Annotated in this window: 14 protein-coding genes, 1 tRNA gene, 3 rRNA genes and 1 pseudogene; 8 read left to right on the top strand and 11 right to left on the bottom strand. The window is 52.2% G+C overall.

Features of this window, described 5'->3' with window-relative positions; all coding sequences use genetic code 11:
* Positions 1-106: 106 nt before the first annotated feature.
* From AC07P6_RS26665 to AC07P6_RS26640, 6 genes are all read right to left on the bottom strand, one after another.
* Entirely contained in the window at positions 107-541 is a 435-nt protein-coding gene (locus AC07P6_RS26665; protein ID WP_478317100.1) for a GlcG/HbpS family heme-binding protein, read from the bottom strand.
* Complete coding sequence (locus AC07P6_RS26660; RefSeq protein ID WP_478315067.1) at positions 528-1439, bottom strand: dihydrodipicolinate synthase family protein; 912 nt, start codon at positions 1437-1439, stop codon at positions 528-530. The genes AC07P6_RS26665 and AC07P6_RS26660 overlap by 14 nt, the downstream gene beginning before the upstream one ends.
* Positions 1433-2260, bottom strand: coding sequence for an SDR family oxidoreductase (locus AC07P6_RS26655; RefSeq protein WP_434660352.1), 828 nt, complete (start codon positions 2258-2260; stop codon positions 1433-1435). Before AC07P6_RS26655 ends, AC07P6_RS26660 begins: the two co-directional genes overlap by 7 nt.
* Positions 2261-2284: 24 nt before the next feature.
* Positions 2285-3388 (bottom strand): mandelate racemase/muconate lactonizing enzyme family protein, encoded by a 1104-nt coding sequence (locus AC07P6_RS26650; protein ID WP_478315066.1) that lies wholly within the window; start codon positions 3386-3388, stop codon positions 2285-2287.
* Between the two features lie 52 nt (positions 3389-3440).
* The gene (locus AC07P6_RS26645; RefSeq protein WP_478315065.1) at positions 3441-4898 is read right to left on the bottom strand and encodes an MFS transporter; all 1458 of its coding nucleotides are present in this window, start codon (positions 4896-4898) and stop codon (positions 3441-3443) included.
* A gap of 144 nt (positions 4899-5042) precedes the next feature.
* Entirely contained in the window at positions 5043-6692 is a 1650-nt protein-coding gene (locus AC07P6_RS26640; protein WP_478315064.1) for a signal transduction protein, read from the bottom strand.
* A gap of 567 nt (positions 6693-7259) precedes the next feature.
* On the opposite strand from AC07P6_RS26640, the gene AC07P6_RS26635 reads away from it, so the two are divergent.
* Positions 7260-8624, top strand: coding sequence for an MFS transporter (locus AC07P6_RS26635; protein WP_112216418.1), 1365 nt, complete (start codon positions 7260-7262; stop codon positions 8622-8624).
* A gap of 42 nt (positions 8625-8666) precedes the next feature.
* On the opposite strand, the pseudogene AC07P6_RS26630 reads toward AC07P6_RS26635, so the two are convergent.
* The 4 genes and pseudogenes from AC07P6_RS26630 to AC07P6_RS26615 form a co-directional block, all read right to left on the bottom strand.
* Positions 8667-9776: pseudogene (locus tag AC07P6_RS26630) on the bottom strand (OprD family outer membrane porin); the annotation flags it as partial.
* 17 nt (positions 9777-9793) lie between these two features.
* Positions 9794-10959 (bottom strand): IS3-like element ISKpn37 family transposase gene (locus tag AC07P6_RS26625; RefSeq protein ID WP_478315063.1). Its coding sequence is split into 2 segments (ribosomal slippage): positions 9794-10695 and positions 10695-10959, totalling 1167 coding nucleotides; the frame shifts between segments, so codons are not numbered across the junction.
* A 28-nt stretch (positions 10960-10987) separates the two neighbouring features.
* A complete protein-coding gene (locus AC07P6_RS26620) occupies positions 10988-11266 on the bottom strand; it encodes a hypothetical protein (protein ID WP_478315062.1) in 279 nt (92 codons plus the stop codon).
* A gap of 71 nt (positions 11267-11337) precedes the next feature.
* On the bottom strand, positions 11338-12129 hold the full coding sequence (locus AC07P6_RS26615) for a histidine phosphatase family protein (RefSeq protein WP_478315061.1): 792 nt from the start codon (positions 12127-12129) through the stop codon (positions 11338-11340).
* A gap of 493 nt (positions 12130-12622) precedes the next feature.
* Between AC07P6_RS26615 and surE the strand changes: the two genes are divergently transcribed.
* Entirely contained in the window at positions 12623-13498 is an 876-nt protein-coding gene (surE, locus tag AC07P6_RS26610) for a 5'/3'-nucleotidase SurE (RefSeq protein ID WP_478315060.1), read from the top strand.
* 68 nt (positions 13499-13566) lie between these two features.
* Here surE and AC07P6_RS26605 read toward each other — a convergent pair whose 3' ends face one another.
* Positions 13567-14691 (bottom strand): ribosomal protein uL16 3-hydroxylase, encoded by a 1125-nt coding sequence (locus AC07P6_RS26605; protein WP_478315059.1) that lies wholly within the window; start codon positions 14689-14691, stop codon positions 13567-13569.
* Between the two features lie 615 nt (positions 14692-15306).
* On the opposite strand from AC07P6_RS26605, the gene AC07P6_RS26600 reads away from it, so the two are divergent.
* The 6 genes from AC07P6_RS26600 to AC07P6_RS26575 all read left to right on the top strand — a co-directional run bounded on the left by AC07P6_RS26600 (position 15307) and on the right by AC07P6_RS26575 (position 21540).
* Positions 15307-16848, top strand: a 16S ribosomal RNA gene (locus AC07P6_RS26600).
* Between the two features lie 87 nt (positions 16849-16935).
* A tRNA-Glu gene (locus AC07P6_RS26595) sits at positions 16936-17010 on the top strand.
* Positions 17011-17228: 218 nt separating this feature from the next.
* Positions 17229-20136 (top strand): 23S ribosomal RNA (locus AC07P6_RS26590).
* A 65-nt stretch (positions 20137-20201) separates the two neighbouring features.
* A 5S ribosomal RNA gene (gene rrf / locus AC07P6_RS26585) occupies positions 20202-20317 on the top strand.
* Together the 16S, 23S and 5S rRNA genes with 1 tRNA gene alongside form the textbook arrangement of a ribosomal RNA operon.
* A gap of 193 nt (positions 20318-20510) precedes the next feature.
* Positions 20511-20786: a DUF2574 family protein gene (locus AC07P6_RS26580; RefSeq protein ID WP_182235963.1), complete on the top strand. Its 276-nt coding sequence runs from the start codon at positions 20511-20513 to the stop codon at positions 20784-20786.
* 436 nt (positions 20787-21222) lie between these two features.
* Positions 21223-21540, top strand: coding sequence for a hypothetical protein (locus AC07P6_RS26575; protein WP_478315058.1), 318 nt, complete (start codon positions 21223-21225; stop codon positions 21538-21540).
* The last annotated feature ends 32 nt before the right edge of the window (positions 21541-21572 follow it).

Here is a 21572-nt window from a genome sequence, read left to right as displayed (position 1 = left end):
ACCCTCAACCCGGCCCTCTCCCTGGAAGGGAGAGGGGGAAAAGAGCGTCGGAGCTGACATATGACGTGTAGCCCGGACAGGTACGCAGTACCGCCTCCGGGAACGATTACGCAATCAGCCGCTGAACAAACTGTGCTGCCAGCTCGGCGTCTAACTCCGGCAGCAGGCCGCTAACCCCGACGCCGCCTATCGCCAGCCCATCAAGCATCACCGGCACACCGCCCGGCATTGCCAGCAGTTGCCGGTCGTTAAATACTTCCAGCCGTAGGCTACCAACGCTGACTTCTTCCGCAAGCCTTGCCGTTGGGCGGCGAAAGCTCAGGGCTGTCCAGGCTTTGCGTTGGGCCAGCTGACGCGGCAGCGGCGGACAGCGAGCGTGTGCGCCAAAGGCGATAAGCTCGCCCTCCGGCCCCACCACCGCTATCGCCAGCCCCCGGGTCTGTGCATCGCCTTCGGTCTCCTGTAAAAATAGCGCCACCTGCAGGCAAACGGCGCTATCGTTCAGGCGGCTCTGGGTACATAGCCTGTCATTGCCGGGCATCGGCGATATACCCCCGTAAGCGCAGATAGAGTTCATCCAGTTCCCCTTTCTGCGCCGCCGTCAGCGCCACAAACGGCTCGCGGGTTGGCCCGGTATCGACAGTCTCTTTACCGGCAAGATACTTCGCCGACTGGAACACGCCGCGCGCCACCAGGTTTTCCACGACTTCGTTAATCTGCTGCTGTAAGCGCTGCGCCCGGGCGATATCGCCCTGCTTAAACGCGCTGCGCAGAGCGAGAAACAGCTCCGGCTGGAGGTTGACCGTGGTGCCGACTGTGGCCGTCGCGCCCGCCGCGAGGCTGGAAAGGAAGATCTCATCGAAACCGTTAAAGAACACTTTGTCCGGATAGCGGGCGATCATCCGCTCCAGCGAATAGAGGTTATGCGAAGTATGTTTAACCCCCAGTACCTGCTCGTCGCCGAGCAGCGCTTCGGCGGTATGATGGTCAAGCTCGACGCCGGTAAACTGCGGAATATTATACAAAATCACCGGAATCGAAATGGCGTCCAGTACCCGACGGTAGTAGGCGATAATCTCCTCGCGGCTGTATTTGTAGTAGTAGGGAGGAACCAGCGATACCGCGCTGGCCCCGTTCTGCTCGGCGCTTTTTGCCAGCTCGACGGCATCCCGGGTGCGGGGCGTTCCGACGTGGGAAATTACCGGAACTTTGCCCTCCGTCGCCTGTACCAGCGTTGCCAGCACCTGCCTGCGCTCATCGAAACGCAGTAACGGCCCCTCCCCGGAGGAGCCGCAGCAGTAAAAGCCTTCAACACCACGCGCCAACTGGGCACGGGCGAGGGTGTCCAGCGCCGCATAGTTTACCGATTCGTCGGCATGCATCGGCGTCACCACGGCGGAGATAATGCCGCGAAAAACCTGCCATTTATCGTTTACCATGCGGTCCAGCCTCCATCCACGACGACGTTGGAGCCGGTCATATAGACCGACGCGTCGGAGAGCAGGAACACCACCGCACCGTTGTACTCATGCGGTTTTGCCATCCGTCCAATCGGAATGCGGTTGGTGTAGTTTTTCTGAAAACGCGGATCCTGGTCGCTACGCTCAACGCCGGAAAGGGTCAGGGTGTTGACGCGAATGCCGTCGCGGCCCCAGTAGGTGGCGCAGTAGCGGGTAAAGTTATACAGCCCGGACTTTGCCGCCGAATAGGCTACTGGTTTAACGAACGGAATGCCGGTGTCCTCTTTTTTGTAGCTATAGATATCCTGCACCGGGGAGACCACGCCGTAGATCGATCCGACGTTGATAATCGAGCCGCCTTTGCCGGCCTGTTTGATGCGCTTGCCAACCTGCTGGGTCATCAGGAAGGTGCCGACCAGGTTCACTTCCACCACCTCGCGGAATACCTCTTCCGGAAACTCCTCAAACGGGCCGGAAACTTCCGGCGGCGCGCTGGGCTGGGTATCAACACCTGCATTATTCACCAGACCATCCGGCACGCCCCATTTCGCTTCGATGCTATCAAGAACCCGGTTAATGCTGGCTTTGTCGGTAATATTCACTTCCGCGCACAGCAGGCGGTCGGAGTCCTTTATCGCCCCCAGCACGCGATCGATACGTGCGGCATCGACGCGGGTGGCTAGCGCCGCCACCTTTGCGCCGCGCTCATGTAAGGTCTTCACGTACTGCGCCCCCAGCTGTCCAAGGCCGCCGGTCACGATGATGACCTTGTCTTTAACTGAGAATAACGTGTCTTCCATTGTCCTTTCCCCATCACTGAGTGGTTAGATTTTGTGTGTTGCGAGATAGTCACGATCGAGAATGATGCCGTGGCCCGGTCGTTCGCTCGGCACGTAGTAGCCGTCCACCTCTTCGCCCGCTTCGGCGATAATGCGCAGATCTTTCCAGCGTCCGCCGTCGGTCATTTCGGCGTAAGAGATATTCGGTACCGTCGCCAGCAGGCTGGCGCTGAGCTCCATGACAAAATGCGGCGTCATCGGCAGGTTGTGCGCGCGGGCGACGGCGGCGATATCCAGATAACCAGTGATCCCGCCGACGCGTCCGAGATCCGCCTGGATGTAATCCGCACAGCCGCTCTCGATGTATTGCGTGAACTGGTTTAAGTTATAGACGTTTTCGCCCAGCGCGATAGGCGTAGTGCTGCGTTCCCGAAGCTTGAGATGGCCGGTGATATCGTCGGAGGGCAGAGGCTCTTCAATCCATAACAAGTTGAGCGGCTCGAACAGCTTGAACGCGCGTAGCGCCTGCGGGAAGTTCCAGCCCTGGTTGGCGTCCACCGCCAGCGGAAATCCCGGCACCGCTTCCTGAATTTTACGCAGGCGCTCCACGTCTTCTTCCAGCGTCGGTTTGCCGACTTTCACTTTCACCGCCAGGTAGCCGGTGCTTTTCCAGCGTTTGACCTGGTCGATCACTTCTTCGATAGACAGATGCAAGTTGATGCCGCTGCCGTACAGCGGAACGCGATCGCGCACGCGGCCAATAATGTCGATGATTGGCGTGTTAAGCGTTTTGCCCAACAGATCCCAGTAGGCGATATCCAGCGCCGCCAGAGCATGGGTGGTGACGCCTGCGCCGCCGACGTCGTGAATATGTTTATATGAACGATGCCACAGGCCGCGCGGCGAGAGCGGCTGGCCGATCACGTCCGGGATAATCTCAGCAATCAGCGCGGAGATGGTTTTTCCGCACCAGCCGGAAGTGTGGCTAAAACCGGTACCGACGTGGCCGTTTGAACCGTAGACATCAACAATCGCCACTTCGATATCGGTAACGTGGTGAATCTGATCCCCCCACGGACCTTCCGGCAGCGGGACGCGGGCGGTCATCAGTTCGATATTTTCAATCACGGGCATTTTTGTGCTGTTCATCTGATTCCTTCCTTTATGTGTTCAGCGGGGGCCGCACCTGCGGCCCGGGCGATTAATGTTTAGAGGTTGAGGCCGGGGATTCATGACCCTGCAGGGCGATTGCCGGGCTGGCGTCATGTTCTTGATCGTTTTCGTCGCCCACCGCATGACCAAAGACTTCCGGTAGCAGGAAAATGGAGGCGAGGAAGGCGCAGAACGGCGCGATAGCGATAATCATTGAGGCGACTGGCACGCCGACTGCCTCAAACAGGGCCGGGAATACCAGAGTCGTGACGAAGGCGGTGACCTTGACGATGGTGTAGCCGATACCGGAAGCCACGCCGCGGTAGCGCGGTTTTGCCACCAGAGAGATCACCGTCATCCCGCTTTCAGAGTCCCAGTAGTGGCCCCACAGCATCAGCGCTGCGCCGAAGATGATAAAAGCGAAGCTGCTGCTATAGACGCCCCACGCCGAAATCGAGATACCAATGGTCACCAGCAGGAAGCCGTATTTGCTCAGCCCTTTATGGCCGAGTGTCGGCAGCAGCAGTGGGCCAACGAACGCCGAGAGCGCGGCGATGCAGTTCACCGCCAGCAGAGCGAGGTTGTTCTGGATCTGCCCGGAAATACCGATGGTGACGAGGATCAGCGGCAGGAAGAACGAGAAGGCATAGTTCTCAAATGATTGTACGGCGCAGGAGAACCAGCCGAACAGGGTTGTGCGGCGGGTAAACGGGCGGCGGAACAGATCGTGCAACGTCTCTTTGAGCGTCGGGTCGGCGATAGCGACGTTTTCGTTGGGCAGAATGTCGTCCAGCAGGCGGCCATCTTGTTCGCCGTAATATTCGCGGGAGGCTTTTTTAGCTTCGATAAAGCGGCCGCGTTCCACAAACCGCGCTGGAGTTTCCGGTAGCTCACGACGCATAAACAGCAGCAGACAGGCAGGAATGGCCGGAACCGCCAGCACGATACGCCAGATCATATCCGGATGAACATCAAGCGCGACCAGAGCAGTGACCAGCAGGATAGCGGCGATAATCCCCAGCGCGAACATAAACTGCCAGCGGTTCGCCATCACTTCACGCTTGCCTTTCGGCATGACTTCCATGATGTAGGTAAAGCCGTTGGCCACGTCCGCGCCCACTGGGATCCCTGCGAGGCAGCGAATAATCGCCAGCCAGTACATATTGGGCGCCAGGCCCTGAAGAACGGCGAAAATCGCGAACAGAATCATCGACCAGAGGAAAATTTTGCGCCGTCCGAGTTTGTCGGTCAGCCAGCCGCCGAGCAGCGCGCCGATAACTGCGCCAAGCTGAGTACCGGCGGCGGTAAAACCGAGCAGCCAGCTGCTGGGTTCATAAATGTCTTTCAGGGCGAATAAAATAAACGCCATGGAATAAATATCCCATGACTCGATTAATAATGCGGTGATCATGAGCCATCCCGCTTTGGTACAGCCGGGGGCTTCCTGTAGGTCGAGTCGTTTCTTTGCCTTTTGGATAATAAATTCAATATGTTGCTGCTGATACATATAATCCTCTCTCGTCCGGGCAAGCAAAAGGCCCGCCCGGACAGATGCGCGTTGACCCGCTCTTTATGGGCGATAAAGAGGCGAATTAAGCGGATGTTTGCCAGGATCGCTAACAACGTAAAAATTACATAAGCGAATCAGTTTTTATTTCATTAATAAATGAGCATCGCCTGCGATAAAGACTTTTATATTTTGCGTCAGCGCCTGGGCAATAAAGGCGTTCAGCACTTCGGATAAAACCTCCTCCTCTACGTAAGCCAGACTGAGATGGTTGCTTTGGTGTCCCGCCATTAAATCGTCGCGCGAAACCCCGTCGAGAACGGCGTTGAGTAGCGGCCACTCGTAGTTTGTCGCCTTGCGGCGGCGTTCGAATTCGTCATGCGGTAGTTCGACGGCGGTGCCGGTGCCGATGTGCAGGATCACCTGAGTGCCTTCATAGTGCGCGCGCGCCCAGATAAAGCGCCCGGCTTTGCCCTGTCCGGCGATAGTTGAACCGCCGTAGGGGAAGAACATTGGCGGCTGGCGATAGCCGGTGGCTCCGGCGATCCCGCCTTTCAGATGGGCGAACGGGACCGCGCCGGAGATCTCCAGATCCCAATAAAATGTGCCGTTGTATTCGCTACCCCAGCGGATATCGTGGAGGGTGGTTTCGCTCTCCATACCCAGCGCGCCGAGCAGCTTCGCCAGCATTACCTGCGGGATGGCGCTGCCCATATCCACCTCGTTGATGCAGGGGATTGGTGAGTCAGGGCAGATAATCTCGCCGTGCTCATCCGGGATCGGGAAGCGTTCGGCGTTGCCGATAGCACCCTCTGCAAAATCAGAGGCCGCACAGCTGTCTTTGAGCCCCTGTTGATACTGCACGCCAACCGCCGTCAGCCCGAATCGCTTCACGAAACGCGCCATAGCGATCATCATTGCGCACTGTTCCAGCACCTGCTCCCGGGTGAGATCCTGCGCGCTGTCAGGGCCGAATTTGAACTGCATTCCGCGGGTTTCGTACCAGTCGAGGCAGGCTTCGCGCAGGGCGGCCGGTACTTTATTCATCTCAACCAGCAGCGCCGATTGCGACAGCGACTCCACCGGCATCCCCACGTCGATCATTGCTTTTTGCGGGAACACGCCGTTGATCATCCCCATACAGAAGGTGTCGAACAGGCCGACAATGGCTTTATGTTTGAGGATCGACTGCCCAACTTTGACACCGATCTGCCCGGCTTCGCTGGCCAGCAGCGGCGCGCTGGGGGCGACCGGGTGCAGATAGCCGAGCTTATGGCTGAGATGGCCATCGCGCAGCCAGGTCTCTAAGCCACGAATAAACGCGTCATCGGCAAAGGTTTCGGACCATAGCCGCGAGTAGTTACGCTCAAGGCTGGTGAGGCATCCGGCCATGCAGAGCATGCCGACCAGGCCCGGCCAGGTGCCATCGAAATTGGCGAGCAGCAAAATGGGGCCGCGATGATGCACCAGCGAAGGGGCAAGATGGTGAGAGTATTGCCAGGCGGTCAGCAGGATGATAACCGGCGCATCCGGATCGATTTGGGCGAACAGATCGCTACCTTCCTTCTGGCTGCTGATAAACCCGTGACCGCGGCTCTCATTGACCGGATGGGCGCGGCGCAGGCGGTAGCCTAATGTTTCCAGCGCCGCTTCCAGACGCTGTTCAAATAATTTTTGCGTGGGCCAGCAGGTGACGTTAGCCGGTTCGCGGAGATCCGCATTGGTGACCATCAAAACTTCGCCTGATTTCGGGGTAATAAACTCGGCTTCCGCGGGTAACGTTAAATTCAACATGTGAATTTCTCCTGTAGGGGATAGGTAGCTTAGTTATCGTTCATCGTGCTGCGCATGGTTTCGTGCCGTATCAGCCGCTTCTTTGGTTGCTGATTTCATTAGCTAACTCGAATTAGCAAATTAGGGTAAAAAAAAGACAGGGACAAACCCTTTACCGGGATTTTGTGATGGCAATCAATATTGTTTTGTTAAGTTATTGATATTTAAATTTTTATTTAATTTTTTCTGAGTGTGGGGGATAAATGCCTGTAAAAGCGTTGAGAAGGTGGGGAAAAAAGGGTGAAGAGAAGTGGGTTGGTTATTCTTGATCACTAATTAACGGACATTTCATTTATTTTTAATGGGTTATGTCATTTTTTAGATCGTCTTACCGGCAACGGTGATTTGCATGAGTGTTAAAATTTAACCGATCCGGGTCACACTCTTTTAGCATTCACGTTGTGAATCTCTGTATCTTGTTATAATTAGCTAATTCGAGTTAGCTTGCTGGCGATTTTCCCTTCGCCACTGCTGTTAGCCAGGCGCCGCCCGATTTAACAATAATGATTCAGGACAGAGGATTTAATGATGACTATGCTTACCTCGCCAGCCATTGCCCCTGCAAAAGACGAACAAACATCGCTACAAAAGCATGAACGAAGAAAGCTGATCACTGTGCTAGGCTCGGGTTTATCCGGCACAACCATCGAGTTCTATGACTTTTTTATTTACGGTACCGCCGCCGCGCTGGTGTTCCCGTCGCTCTTTTTCCCCAATCTCTCACCGCTGATGGCGCTGCTGGTATCCTTCCTGACGCTGTCGATCACCTTTGTGAGCCGACCCATCGGGGCCATCGTTTTTGGCCACTACGGCGATAAAATTGGCCGTAAAAAATCGCTGGTGCTATCGCTGATGATTATGGGAATTTCGACGTTCTGCATTGGTTTAATTCCCAGCTATGACACCATCGGCAACGCCGCGCCGCTGATCTTGATTTTTCTGCGTCTTTGTCAGGGATTCGCCATCGGCGGCGAGTGGGGCGGGGCGACCACGCTTATCACCGAATATGCACCACGCAATCGTCGTGGCTTTTTTGGCACTTTTGTCCAGTTAGGTAACGTGCTTGGATTGTTTATTGCGACTGCCGTTTTTGCGCTGGTGGTGATGCTGCCGGAAGATGACCTGATGTCCTGGGGCTGGCGCGTGCCTTTCCTGCTAAGTATCGCGTTGCTGTTTGTCGGCATGTTTATCCGTTCGCGCATTGAAGAGACGCCGGTATTCCAGGAAAATCAGAAACAGCAGCAGAACGCGCCGAAAGCGGCGGAACAACAGTTTCCGATTCTTGCCGTGCTTAAGCACCATCGCAAAGCGGTGTTCCTGGCGATGGGCATGCGCATGGGGGAGATTGTGCTGGGCTGGCTGACGGTGGCGTTCTTCATGTCGTACGTCACCAGAGAGCTGAACTTCACCCGTGAAACGGCGCTAAATGGCCTACTGTTAGCTAGCTTCGTTGGTATCTTTACCTTCCCATTCTTTGGCTGGCTATCCGATAAAATTGGCCGTCGCCCGGTGTATCTTGCAGGGGCTGCCATCACGCTGATCTTTGCCTTCCCACTGTTCTGGATGATCGATTCTGGCTCGGTGAAAATGTTTATGTTCGCCACCACCTTCTGTTATTCCATTGGGCTGGGGATGATGTTCAGCGTTCAACCCGCTTTCTTTTCGGAGCTATTTGACACCAGCGTGCGCTATACCGGCGTGTCGTTAGGCTTCCAGTTGGCGAATATTGTTGGCGGCTTAACGCCGATGATTGGCACTTTGCTGCTGGTGTGGTCCGGCGGCGAGTCGTGGCCTATCTCGCTGTTCCTTGCCTGTATGGCGCTGATTACCATTCTCTGCGTATGCGTGACGCGGGAAAGCTATAACGATGAACTCAATGATGTGAAGAAGTAATTTGTGAAGGTTTGCCCCGCCAATGGCGGCGGGGCGAGCATATCAGAACAGATTAAACTTATATTCGATAATCACTTCCGAGGAGAGCGAGTTGGCCCGGCTGTAATGACCGTCGGTCAGCACCGGGGTTTTGCCATTCATTTTATAAGACCAGCCCGGTCCGAACATCGCCCAGACGGTGAGGTTTTTCAACCTCGGATGCGTTGGCACCCAGCGGCTAAAGGCGTTGATTTCGCCAGTACGAACATGGTTGCCACGGTAGTTAAACTGGGCAATGTTACCGGCCAGGCCGATAGCCAGTTCTGGCGTCAGGTTGTAATCCGACATATTGGAGAGCACCAGTTCGCCGTCGCGCATATAGTCATTACCTGCATAGGCCATTGAGGTAAAGGTGCCGCGCGAGTTTTTGCTCATGTGACGTGGATAGAATCCCACTTCATTAGCCTTATTGGCATCGGTATAGCCCAGGCCCCATTTGGTGCTCCAGTTGTCGGCCTGCCACTTAACGTCCATAGCGATATGCCAGGCGTCGTCGTCAAAATCACGCTTATTGGCCGGCATGTTTTTGTACTCATCCAGCGCATGGGTGGCGTACACCTGGGTACCAATATTCAGTGCTTTCATCGGCTTAAGATTAGTGAACAGGATATGGCGGCGCAGATAGTTATCGCTTTCACCATAGGCGTACTGCATGTTCAAGAGCTCGCTTTGCCACAGAATATCGCCGCTGGTGATGTGGTTAATATATTGTCCGCTATTGGTCTGAAAGCGTTTCTTATCCGGCGAGTTGCGATCCATCGAGCTTTCGATGTACGCACCACGTAGCGTAAACGGACCATAGTTCACCGCGCCGGTCCAGCCTAAATAGGTCGTCGGTGAGAGGCGGGTGGAGTTGGAGATGACGCCGTAGTTTTTCATCGTCTGCCAGCCCCAACGGGCATTCAGGTTGACGTCTTCCAGGCGGTATTGCAGCTTGACGTTGCGTTGGCCAATTTTTGAAAAACCTTCGGCGTTGCTTTTTTTATTACCGTTGCCGTCATTGTAGAGTACGCCACGGGAGTTAAAGTAATCGCTGGCACCGAGTTTCATCGCCCCGTAGTAGGTGGCATCAAAACCGATAATATCGGCAAAATAACCTGACTGGTAATCCACTGTAGTGGATCACAAAATCAGGACACCGGGATAACCTGTTTCCACTTTTCTTCATGTAAGCAAGGCGGTAAACCATCGTTGTTCGTGTGAGGTCGATAAACGTTGTAATAACCATTAATCCACTGGCTTATATCGCGTACCGAATGGCTAAAATCACCATAACCACCTTTCGGAAGCCATTCACTTTTAAGGCTGCGAAAGACTCTTTCCATCGGCGAATTATCCAGGCAATTCCCTCTGCGACTCATACTTTGCATTACCCCATAACGCCAGAGTAACTTTCTGTATTTATTGCTTTTATACTGAACACCTTGATCTGAATGAAACAGCAGGCGGCCATCACGCGGTCGTGTTTCCAGTGCATTACGCAAAGCCCTACACACCAACTCAGCATCAGCGGTTAATGAGAGGGCTGAACCGATAATCCGCCGTGAATATAAATCAACAACGAGCGCGAGATAACACCATTTGTCCTGCAGGCGAATAAAACTGATGTCGCCGCACCAGACGCGGTTTGGTGCGGCGGGGTTAAATTGCCGGTTCAGTAAATTTGGCAATGGCGGACTTTTGTCTTCGTTTACCCGGTAGTGATGTTTAACCGGCTGTCGACTTGTCAGCCCGCATTCCCGCATCAGTCGTCGTGCCAGCCACCGGCCTGCATCAACGCCACTCTGGCGCAACATCTGACTGATTGCCCGGCTACCGGCTGCGCCACGACTGAGAGCATGGAAAGCCCTCACCCGACTTCGTAATTCAATTCTTTGCACATTAACAGGACGCTTCACCTGCGCGTAATAAACGCTACGGTGAATACCGAATAAATGACAAAGAACCCGCACTGGCCACTTTGCTTTCAGCCGTGTGATTAGCGCGACGGCTTCCCGGGGATTTCGCTCATCAGCACGGCAGCCTGCTTTAGTATTTCTTTTTCCATCTCAAGGCGCTTTATCCGCGCTTTAAGCTGCTGAATTTCGCGTTGTTCAGGGGTAATAGCATTACCAGCGGGCTCAATACCCTGAAGTTCCTGCTTATACAACCGTATCCATTTACGCAAATGGTCAGGGTTGAGCTCGAGTGCCAGCGCGACTTCTCTGACATCACGCTGGTATTTAACCACCTGTTCGATAGCTTCAAGCTTGAACTCCGGGGAAAAGGTACGTTTAGTCCGACGAGTTTTGATCATGCATCACCTCATTTTCACTGTTTTAACATTAACAGGATTTCGAGGTGTCCTGAATTACCGATCCACTACACACTGCGACGCCCTGACCCCAGGCGTTATGGACCTTTTTCGGCTCGGTTTCTTCTTCCTTGAGATATTTCCAGTAGTTTTTAAAAGATAAGGACATGTGCGACTGGCTAAATAACGGGTCATCGAGCACGGTATTAACCATATCGCGTTCTTGAATGCTGTTTTTGGTCGTGGAGGACCAGACGCTGGTGGGAATAACCAGCATCATAATGGCGACTGTAATTGTATTGATTTTCATAATAAACCCCAGAGTAGGGACGCAGCGATCCGGGCGAGACAATTTCGCCTGCAGCCTGCAGTAATGAATAACTAAATGCTGGTTTTATTTTTATCGAGAGATTGTTTTCCGGCTTCGACATATTTCATGGTGCCGATTTCAGGAACGGTATATTTTCCGTCTTTATAAACAATTTTAACCACGGCAGCATTGGCGAGTGGTTTGTTTTTCGCGCTATCGTCCGTTAAATCTGAAATCATTATCTGCATTGCAGTGCCGGATGAAATCGCCAGCACGTTTTTATCACCGCGGGCCTGCGCGTTTTCAACGATTGTATGCAGGGCTGCCTGAGTACGCGTTTTGACCTGCTGATAATCTTCCGCCATCCCTTTAGGGTCGGCAGCCGCTAGTGCATTCTGGTTGGTATCAACAGATAGAGTGCCGGCCTTCATTTGGCTGAAAAGCGCGGCGCCATCTTTAAGACCCAACTGTTTTGCCCCTGCGTCGGCCATATCTTTGTTATAGCCACCTTCGAAACCGCCGAAGAACGCTTCGCGCAGGCCGCTTAGTTCAGTGAGTTGGTAATTACTCACTCCGGCTTGCTTAAGGATTACCTGCATGGTTTCCCGCTGGCGTCCGGCATCGCTGGAATAGAAGCTATCAAATGGAATGTCTTTTAACCCTTCGCCAAGATAGCGTGCGACGCGGATACCGTCTTCGGTAAGCGGTGAATCTACCCAACCCTGAACGCGATCGAAAGTATTCAGCAACGTTTTGCCATGGCGGGCAAAATAGATATTTACGCCGTCATCATTTTTGACCTCAGCGGCGGAACAGGTTGCCGCTCCTGCCGTCATCATTAATGCGATTAGCCACTTCTTCATATTATTCTCCATTTGCATGGTCTTTTTATAAGCAAAAAAAAACCTACCTCAGATATCCGATGCGAAGCATAAATAACATCATGCGTGCTCGAACTTTCTGACGTAGGTTTCGCCTGTTCTTTAACAGTAACAATCCAACATCGACTACGGTATCACCAAATATTCTAAAAAACATCCCTTGTGATTATTGATGTCAATAAATGTGATCATCTTCATGGAGTTGATTTTGTGATTGAGAAGTTTCTCATGATTAAATTTCGGATTAATTGGTGGTTTTTTATTGAAATAACATTCAGTGCTTGAAGTCTGTCACAAAATACAGCGTCATACGCTGGACTCTTCACTCATCAGGCGTTATTTTTCCTTCACTTTGGGATTGTTACTGACCACAGGCAAAACCTAAGCCCCCTGTACGCCAATTTGGCTTGCGGCAGGGGGCTTAGGTTTTTTTTTGCGCCTAAGAAATATCTCTGCTACCCAATAAGGAATGAATATGAGAACGAAAATCCTGACTGCCGCCATTCTGGCGCTATCCGCCGCCTCAGTACAGGCTGCTGAAAAACCGCTGAAAATACTGCTGGTTAATGACGATGGTTGTCAGTCTGTTGGCACCACTTCGTTGCAGGAAAAATTGGCGGCAAAAGGGTATGACGTCTGGATGGTGGCCCCGGCAACCAACCAGAGCGGTATCGGTTCGGCAATCACCTTTAAGACGGGGAAAGTTTTTGACGTTAAAAAAGCTGCTGACAAGCGCTATTGCTTCCCCGGAACACCCGCTGATGCGCTGGATTTTGGCCTGTGGGGCGTGCTGAAAGATGCGCCGCCGGATCTGGTGATTTCGGGCGTCAATGATGGTCCTAATACCGGCATGGCACAGGTTAACTCCGGTACTGTGAGCGCGGCGGTTCGCGCCTTGCGCTACGGTTTCCCGGCGATTGCCGACAGCATCGGCTATCGATTCACAGAAGAAGAGATGAAAAACAAGTGGCCGAGTACTCATAAATATTGGCCTGACTCGGTGGATTATGTCGTTACGCTGGTGGATAAACTTAATGCCGCTCATAAACCGGGTAGTCCAATTTTGCCACAGGGATCGGGGTTGAGTATCAACTATCCGCCGCTGCCGTCGGCTGAAATCAAAGGCGTTCATTATATTGAGAATGAACAATACCCTGCGCCGCAGATTGGCTATGAACTGCTGGCGGACGGAACGGCAAAACAGACGATGAACCCGGAAGCGATGAAACCAGCAGAAGGGGATAATGACTCAGGCTGGTTGAATAAAGGATATATCACATACACCCTGTTTGATGGTTCATGGAACGCGACACAGTTCCAGGCGCAGTACGAGACTTTGCTCGGAAAATGATGCTATAGCGATATAAAAGAAGAAGGCGCGTTATTCGCGCCTTCTATATATGAACTGATGTTGAAATACTATTCGTCGAAAAACCAGTAGCCCTGGTTAATCAAACGGGTTAGCTCGGCAATAAAGGCTGGATTGCGCAGCGCATCCTCACCCAGTTCATCTTTGCCCAAAAGGGTATAGCGGCAAAGCGCATCCAGGGCATTGGGTTCTGTAGGCTCCAGTTGCTCACTATTCACAAAGAAGCTATCGCCGATGTGCAATACGCGCAGGCCGCTCAGGCGAGTGAGCATTTCACCGCCCATTAACGCATCGACAATCTCTTCTTCTTCAAAAGGCGGTTCAGCAGGCGCAATATCCAGTTCGTGACGCGGTGTGGTGGCAAAGCGCCCAAACCACTGCCTGAAGTCCTCCGGCTGGCTAATCATCTCGATCATCATGTCGCGCAGACGTTCGAGCTCATACTCTTCTACCCGGCCCGGATGCTCACGGCAGGTTAAATCAGGATCGCTGTAGTGCTCGCCGCCAAGATCGTTCTCTAGCGCATAATCGGCAAAGCTGCTGATCAGATCGCGGCCATTAGGGCCACGGAAGCCGACGGAGTAGTTCAGCGCCGTTTCATGGGTAATACCGTCGTGCGGGAATCCCGGTGGAATATACAGAATATCGCCAGGCTCCAGATCCTCATCAATAATCGGTGCGAACGGATCAACATGCAGCAACGCGGGATGCGGACAGAACTGACGCATCGGCAGTTTGTCACCCACGCGCCAGCGCCGGCTACCCATACCCTGAATAATAAAGACATCGTACTGGTCGATATGCGGGCCAACGCCGCCACCTGGTACGGAAAAAGAGATCATAAGATCGTCTAAGCGCCAATCCGGCAGCACGCGGAAAGGACGAACCAGTTCAGCAGCAGGCATGTGCCAGTGATTTACGGCCTGCGCCAGCAATGACCAGCCCGTTTCGCCGAGACCATCAAAATGTTCAAATGGACCGTTGCTGGCCTGCCATTGCCCGTTCGTCAGGCTCACCAGTCGGCTATCGACTTCCGGCTCCATGGCCAACCCTGCCAGCTCATCTGGCGTAATCGGATCGATGAAGTCCGTGAAAGCCTTCTTTAATACTACCGGCTGCTTTTGCCAGTACTTTTCTAAAAACTCGGGCCAGTTAATGTTGAGTTGATAAGCCATAGGTTCACACCAATAAGAAGAAACGGGCCTGATTATAGAAAGCCGCGACCTCGCGCTGCTTTGTCATGGGTCAAGGGTGTTGCTTAATTCATCACTTGAGGTAACGACATAAGAAAAGAAAAGGGAGGTCTGGAGGGGGGAAACGAGATTAGCGTTAATTTTCGCGAAAATTCATGTTTGACGATGAATCTCTCCAGGCCGCATGGAGCCTGGGTTTTCTTTGCTTTTATCGATATGGCTTCACTCTGGAAGTTCAAATTATGAACGCTTGATAAGTTTTTTGTATTTTAAGGGTTGCTATATCCGGGGAGCTCCCTATAATGCGCTCCCACTGACACGGCAGATGTGAATCACTTCACACAAACAACCGGGTCGGTTGAAGAGAAAAACCTGAAAATAAGAGGTTGACTCTGAAAGAGGAAAGCGTAATATACGCCACCTCGCAACGGTGAGCGAAAGCCGCGTTGCACTGCTCTTTAACAATTTATCAGACAATCTGTGTGGGCACTCAAAGTGACATGGATTCTAAACGTCGCAAGACGCTAAATGAATACCAAAGTCTCTGAGTGAACATACGTAATTCATTACGAAGTTTAATTCACGAGCATCAAACTTAAATTGAAGAGTTTGATCATGGCTCAGATTGAACGCTGGCGGCAGGCCTAACACATGCAAGTCGAGCGGTAGCACAGGGGAGCTTGCTCCCTGGGTGACGAGCGGCGGACGGGTGAGTAATGTCTGGGAAACTGCCTGATGGAGGGGGATAACTACTGGAAACGGTAGCTAATACCGCATAACGTCGCAAGACCAAAGAGGGGGACCTTCGGGCCTCTTGCCATCAGATGTGCCCAGATGGGATTAGCTAGTAGGTGGGGTAATGGCTCACCTAGGCGACGATCCCTAGCTGGTCTGAGAGGATGACCAGCCACACTGGAACTGAGACACGGTCCAGACTCCTACGGGAGGCAGCAGTGGGGAATATTGCACAATGGGCGCAAGCCTGATGCAGCCATGCCGCGTGTATGAAGAAGGCCTTCGGGTTGTAAAGTACTTTCAGCGAGGAGGAAGGCATTGTGGTTAATAACCGCAGTGATTGACGTTACTCGCAGAAGAAGCACCGGCTAACTCCGTGCCAGCAGCCGCGGTAATACGGAGGGTGCAAGCGTTAATCGGAATTACTGGGCGTAAAGCGCACGCAGGCGGTCTGTCAAGTCGGATGTGAAATCCCCGGGCTCAACCTGGGAACTGCATTCGAAACTGGCAGGCTAGAGTCTTGTAGAGGGGGGTAGAATTCCAGGTGTAGCGGTGAAATGCGTAGAGATCTGGAGGAATACCGGTGGCGAAGGCGGCCCCCTGGACAAAGACTGACGCTCAGGTGCGAAAGCGTGGGGAGCAAACAGGATTAGATACCCTGGTAGTCCACGCTGTAAACGATGTCGACTTGGAGGTTGTTCCCTTGAGGAGTGGCTTCCGGAGCTAACGCGTTAAGTCGACCGCCTGGGGAGTACGGCCGCAAGGTTAAAACTCAAATGAATTGACGGGGGCCCGCACAAGCGGTGGAGCATGTGGTTTAATTCGATGCAACGCGAAGAACCTTACCTACTCTTGACATCCAGAGAACTTAGCAGAGATGCTTTGGTGCCTTCGGGAACTCTGAGACAGGTGCTGCATGGCTGTCGTCAGCTCGTGTTGTGAAATGTTGGGTTAAGTCCCGCAACGAGCGCAACCCTTATCCTTTGTTGCCAGCGGTCCGGCCGGGAACTCAAAGGAGACTGCCAGTGATAAACTGGAGGAAGGTGGGGATGACGTCAAGTCATCATGGCCCTTACGAGTAGGGCTACACACGTGCTACAATGGCATATACAAAGAGAAGCGACCTCGCGAGAGCAAGCGGACCTCATAAAGTATGTCGTAGTCCGGATCGGAGTCTGCAACTCGACTCCGTGAAGTCGGAATCGCTAGTAATCGTGGATCAGAATGCCACGGTGAATACGTTCCCGGGCCTTGTACACACCGCCCGTCACACCATGGGAGTGGGTTGCAAAAGAAGTAGGTAGCTTAACCTTCGGGAGGGCGCTTACCACTTTGTGATTCATGACTGGGGTGAAGTCGTAACAAGGTAACCGTAGGGGAACCTGCGGTTGGATCACCTCCTTACCTTAAAGAACCTGCCTTTGTAGTGCTCACACAGATTGTCTGATGAATGTAAAGAAGCAAGACGGCTGCGAAGTCGCGACACCTCGTGTCCCCTTCGTCTAGCGGTTAGGACTCCGCCCTTTCACGGCGGCAACAGGGGTTCGAATCCCCTAGGGGACGCCACTTGCTGGCTGTGAGTGAAAGACACAACCCACCGATATCTCAAAACTAACTCAGTGAGTTACGTTTGAGATATTTGCTCTTTAAAAATCTGGATCAAGCTGAAAATTGAAACGACACGCTGCGTCTGTTCTCCGTAAATAAGAACAGCATGATGGTGTGTTCGAGTCTCTCAAATTTTTGCAGCACGAAGTGTTTTACGAAACATCTTCGGGTTGTGAGGTTAAGCGACTAAGCGTACACGGTGGATGCCCTGGCAGTCAGAGGCGATGAAGGACGTGCTAATCTGCGATAAGCGTCGGTAAGGTGATATGAACCGTTATAACCGACGATTTCCGAATGGGGAAACCCAGTGTGATCCGTCACACTATCGTTAAGTGAATACATAGCTTAACGAAGCGAACCGGGGGAACTGAAACATCTAAGTACCCCGAGGAAAAGAAATCAACCGAGATTCCCCCAGTAGCGGCGAGCGAACGGGGAGGAGCCCAGAGTCTGAATCAGTTTGTGTGTTAGTGGAAGCGTCTGGAAAGTCGCAGGGTACAGGGTGATACTCCCGTACACAAAAACGCACAGGCTGTGAACTCGAAGAGTAGGGCGGGACACGTGGTATCCTGTCTGAATATGGGGGGACCATCCTCCAAGGCTAAATACTCCTGACTGACCGATAGTGAACCAGTACCGTGAGGGAAAGGCGAAAAGAACCCCGGCGAGGGGAGTGAAACAGAACCTGAAACCGTGTACGTACAAGCAGTAGGAGCCCACTTGTTGGGTGACTGCGTACCTTTTGTATAATGGGTCAGCGACTTATATTCTGTAGCAAGGTTAACCGTATAGGGGAGCCGCAGGGAAACCGAGTCTTAACTGGGCGTTAAGTTGCAGGGTATAGACCCGAAACCCGGTGATCTAGCCATGGGCAGGTTGAAGGTTGGGTAACACTAACTGGAGGACCGAACCGACTAATGTTGAAAAATTAGCGGATGACTTGTGGCTGGGGGTGAAAGGCCAATCAAACCGGGAGATAGCTGGTTCTCCCCGAAAGCTATTTAGGTAGCGCCTCGTGAACTCATCTTCGGGGGTAGAGCACTGTTTCGGCTAGGGGGTCATCCCGACTTACCAACCCGATGCAAACTACGAATACCGAAGAATGTTATCACGGGAGACACACGGCGGGTGCTAACGTCCGTCGTGAAGAGGGAAACAACCCAGACCGCCAGCTAAGGTCCCAAAGTCATGGTTAAGTGGGAAACGATGTGGGAAGGCACAGACAGCCAGGATGTTGGCTTAGAAGCAGCCATCATTTAAAGAAAGCGTAATAGCTCACTGGTCGAGTCGGCCTGCGCGGAAGATGTAACGGGGCTAAACCATGCACCGAAGCTGCGGCAGCGACGCTTATGCGTTGTTGGGTAGGGGAGCGTTCTGTAAGCCGTTGAAGGTGGCCTGTGAGGGTTGCTGGAGGTATCAGAAGTGCGAATGCTGACATAAGTAACGATAAAGCGGGTGAAAAGCCCGCTCGCCGGAAGACCAAGGGTTCCTGTCCAACGTTAATCGGGGCAGGGTGAGTCGACCCCTAAGGCGAGGCCGAAAGGCGTAGTCGATGGGAAACAGGTTAATATTCCTGTACTCGGTGTTACTGCGAAGGGGGGACGGAGAAGGCTATGTTAGCCGGGCGACGGTTGTCCCGGTTTAAGCATGTAGGCGGATGTTCCAGGTAAATCCGGAACGTCATTCAACGCTGAGGTGTGATGACGAGGCACTACGGTGCTGAAGTAACAAATGCCCTGCTTCCAGGAAAAGCCTCTAAGCATCAGGTAACATCAAATCGTACCCCAAACCGACACAGGTGGTCAGGTAGAGAATACCAAGGCGCTTGAGAGAACTCGGGTGAAGGAACTAGGCAAAATGGTGCCGTAACTTCGGGAGAAGGCACGCTGATGGTAGGTGAAGTGACTTGCTCACGGAGCTGAAATCAGTCGAAGATACCAGCTGGCTGCAACTGTTTATTAAAAACACAGCACTGTGCAAACACGAAAGTGGACGTATACGGTGTGACGCCTGCCCGGTGCCGGAAGGTTAATTGATGGGGTTATCCGTAAGGAGAAGCTCTTGATCGAAGCCCCGGTAAACGGCGGCCGTAACTATAACGGTCCTAAGGTAGCGAAATTCCTTGTCGGGTAAGTTCCGACCTGCACGAATGGCGTAATGATGGCCAGGCTGTCTCCACCCGAGACTCAGTGAAATTGAACTCGCTGTGAAGATGCAGTGTACCCGCGGCAAGACGGAAAGACCCCGTGAACCTTTACTATAGCTTGACACTGAACACTGGTCCTTGATGTGTAGGATAGGTGGGAGGCTTTGAAGTGTGGACGCCAGTCTGCATGGAGCCATCCTTGAAATACCACCCTTTAATGGCTGGTGTTCTAACGTGGACCCGTAATCCGGGTTGCGGACAGTGTCTGGTGGGTAGTTTGACTGGGGCGGTCTCCTCCTAAAGAGTAACGGAGGAGCACGAAGGTTAGCTAATCCTGGTCGGACATCAGGAGGTTAGTGCAATGGCATAAGCTAGCTTGACTGCGAGCGTGACGGCGCGAGCAGGTGCGAAAGCAGGTCATAGTGATCCGGTGGTTCTGAATGGAAGGGCCATCGCTCAACGGATAAAAGGTACTCCGGGGATAACAGGCTGATACCGCCCAAGAGTTCATATCGACGGCGGTGTTTGGCACCTCGATGTCGGCTCATCACATCCTGGGGCTGAAGTAGGTCCCAAGGGTATGGCTGTTCGCCATTTAAAGTGGTACGCGAGCTGGGTTTAGAACGTCGTGAGACAGTTCGGTCCCTATCTGCCGTGGGCGCTGGAGAATTGAGGGGGGCTGCTCCTAGTACGAGAGGACCGGAGTGGACGCATCACTGGTGTTCGGGTTGTCATGCCAATGGCATTGCCCGGTAGCTAAATGCGGAAGAGATAAGTGCTGAAAGCATCTAAGCACGAAACTTGCCCCGAGATGAGTTCTCCCTGACTCCTTGAGAGTCCTGAAGGAACGTTGAAGACGACGACGTTGATAGGCCGGGTGTGTAAGCGTAGCGATACGTTGAGCTAACCGGTACTAATGAACCGTGAGGCTTAACCTTACAACGCCGAAGATGTTTTGGCGGAATTGAGAGAATTTCAGCTTGATACAGATAAACAGAATTTGCCTGGCGGCGATAGCGCGGTGGTCCCACCTGACCCCATGCCGAACTCAGAAGTGAAACGCCGTAGCGCCGATGGTAGTGTGGGGTCTCCCCATGTGAGAGTAGGGAACTGCCAGGCATCAAATAAGTGAAGAGCCCATCCTGACGGATGGGCTTTTTGCGTTTTTATGGTATGAGGAATCTTCAAGCCAGTTGGTGGCATGAATGTTTTATCTGGCACTACAGCACGACTATATTCCTTATAACGTCTGGTTTTATCATCACTTTACTTCTATCTTTCTATTACTATCCTGTTACGAGCTACAAAACCAATGAAAATGGCGCTGATTGGGATTTTGACTTTAGCTCATGGAGTGAGTTCAGCAACTTTTGCTGCTGATACCGCAACACTCACCATCACTGGGCAAGTTGTATCACTTACCTGTCATACTGATATTGTTGCCGGGCAACTGCGACAGTTATGCGGTCATGACTTGTATCCTGTTGATGCGAAATATGTTTCTTCTATTTCACGTGGTGTAGTCACCAAAACAGTTAATGTTCCAGGAGATTTAACTCGAAAGGTTATCGTTAGTAGTTACGATTAAGGGAAATTTTTACTTCAACATCATTTTTATCGGAAAATAATCGCCCAATAAGTAATGAAATGAATAAACTCATTGAGCGAGGACTGTTTTATTTATTATTTAAATTTTATTAATATAATTTAAGTAAATATAAACCCATTTCTTAATGCTTAGTCTAAATTAAATTCATCATAAGTTTTATTAAAATATTCAGTTGCGTTAATGTAATTATATTAACAAACTGATGCGATATTCTCATTCTATACCTGGTAATGGCTATAATGGCTGGACTTTTTCAGGCAAATGACTTAGTGTTCTTAACACTTTGTTAACTCGATCTGGTTTAAGTTAATTCAAATTTGATAAAAATATAGGGTGCATTGCCTGTATGGAAGCTAACCCGGTAACGTCTTCAGACGAATAATGCATGTTACCGGCTGGCAATATGAGAATATAAATGAAAATTCTGATCAACTGGTCTCCTTTGCGTCAACTTATAAAATATATACAAGAGCGCTTCACCTTTCTGATTTTGCTCTGTTGGCCAGCTATCATCTGGTTGGTTTGTCGGGCGCTTGTCTGGTTAGCTGATGGGATAATGATGCTGCTGGGAAAACCTGTTGAGCACTCATTTACCGTGTATCTTCAGCCATTTATGACGATGAGTACGTTACTGCGAATCTCGGTCTGCTGGGTGCTGCTGCTGGTCATTCTGTTCAGCATGGCTATGGGATTTACCTGGCTACTGCGTCGCTTTATGAACCGCAATAAATAAATCGATAGCCGCTACCAGCGGTAGCGGCATAA

Source organism: Klebsiella sp. GFKo11, from assembly GCF_056490265.1.
Note: the sequence above shows the minus strand (reverse complement) of the source record. Positions and strands in the feature narration are given on the sequence as shown.

Bases quoted from the DNA above. Each gene is read 5' to 3' on its own strand.
- AC07P6_RS26665 (WP_478317100.1), bottom strand. From the start codon at position 541: ATGCCCGGCAATGACAGGCTATGTACCCAGAGCCGCCTGAACGATAGC.
- AC07P6_RS26660 (WP_478315067.1), bottom strand. From the start codon at position 1,439: ATGGTAAACGATAAATGGCAGGTTTTTCGCGGCATTATCTCCGCCGTG.
- AC07P6_RS26655 (WP_434660352.1), bottom strand. From the start codon at position 2,260: ATGGAAGACACGTTATTCTCAGTTAAAGACAAGGTCATCATCGTGACC.
- AC07P6_RS26650 (WP_478315066.1), bottom strand. From the start codon at position 3,388: ATGAACAGCACAAAAATGCCCGTGATTGAAAATATCGAACTGATGACC.
- AC07P6_RS26645 (WP_478315065.1), bottom strand. From the start codon at position 4,898: ATGTATCAGCAGCAACATATTGAATTTATTATCCAAAAGGCAAAGAAA.
- AC07P6_RS26640 (WP_478315064.1), bottom strand. From the start codon at position 6,692: ATGTTGAATTTAACGTTACCCGCGGAAGCCGAGTTTATTACCCCGAAA.
- AC07P6_RS26635 (WP_112216418.1), top strand. From the start codon at position 7,260: ATGACTATGCTTACCTCGCCAGCCATTGCCCCTGCAAAAGACGAACAA.
- AC07P6_RS26620 (WP_478315062.1), bottom strand. From the start codon at position 11,266: ATGAAAATCAATACAATTACAGTCGCCATTATGATGCTGGTTATTCCC.
- AC07P6_RS26615 (WP_478315061.1), bottom strand. From the start codon at position 12,129: ATGAAGAAGTGGCTAATCGCATTAATGATGACGGCAGGAGCGGCAACC.
- surE (WP_478315060.1), top strand. From the start codon at position 12,623: ATGAGAACGAAAATCCTGACTGCCGCCATTCTGGCGCTATCCGCCGCC.
- AC07P6_RS26605 (WP_478315059.1), bottom strand. From the start codon at position 14,691: ATGGCTTATCAACTCAACATTAACTGGCCCGAGTTTTTAGAAAAGTAC.
- AC07P6_RS26580 (WP_182235963.1), top strand. From the start codon at position 20,511: ATGAAAATGGCGCTGATTGGGATTTTGACTTTAGCTCATGGAGTGAGT.
- AC07P6_RS26575 (WP_478315058.1), top strand. From the start codon at position 21,223: ATGAAAATTCTGATCAACTGGTCTCCTTTGCGTCAACTTATAAAATAT.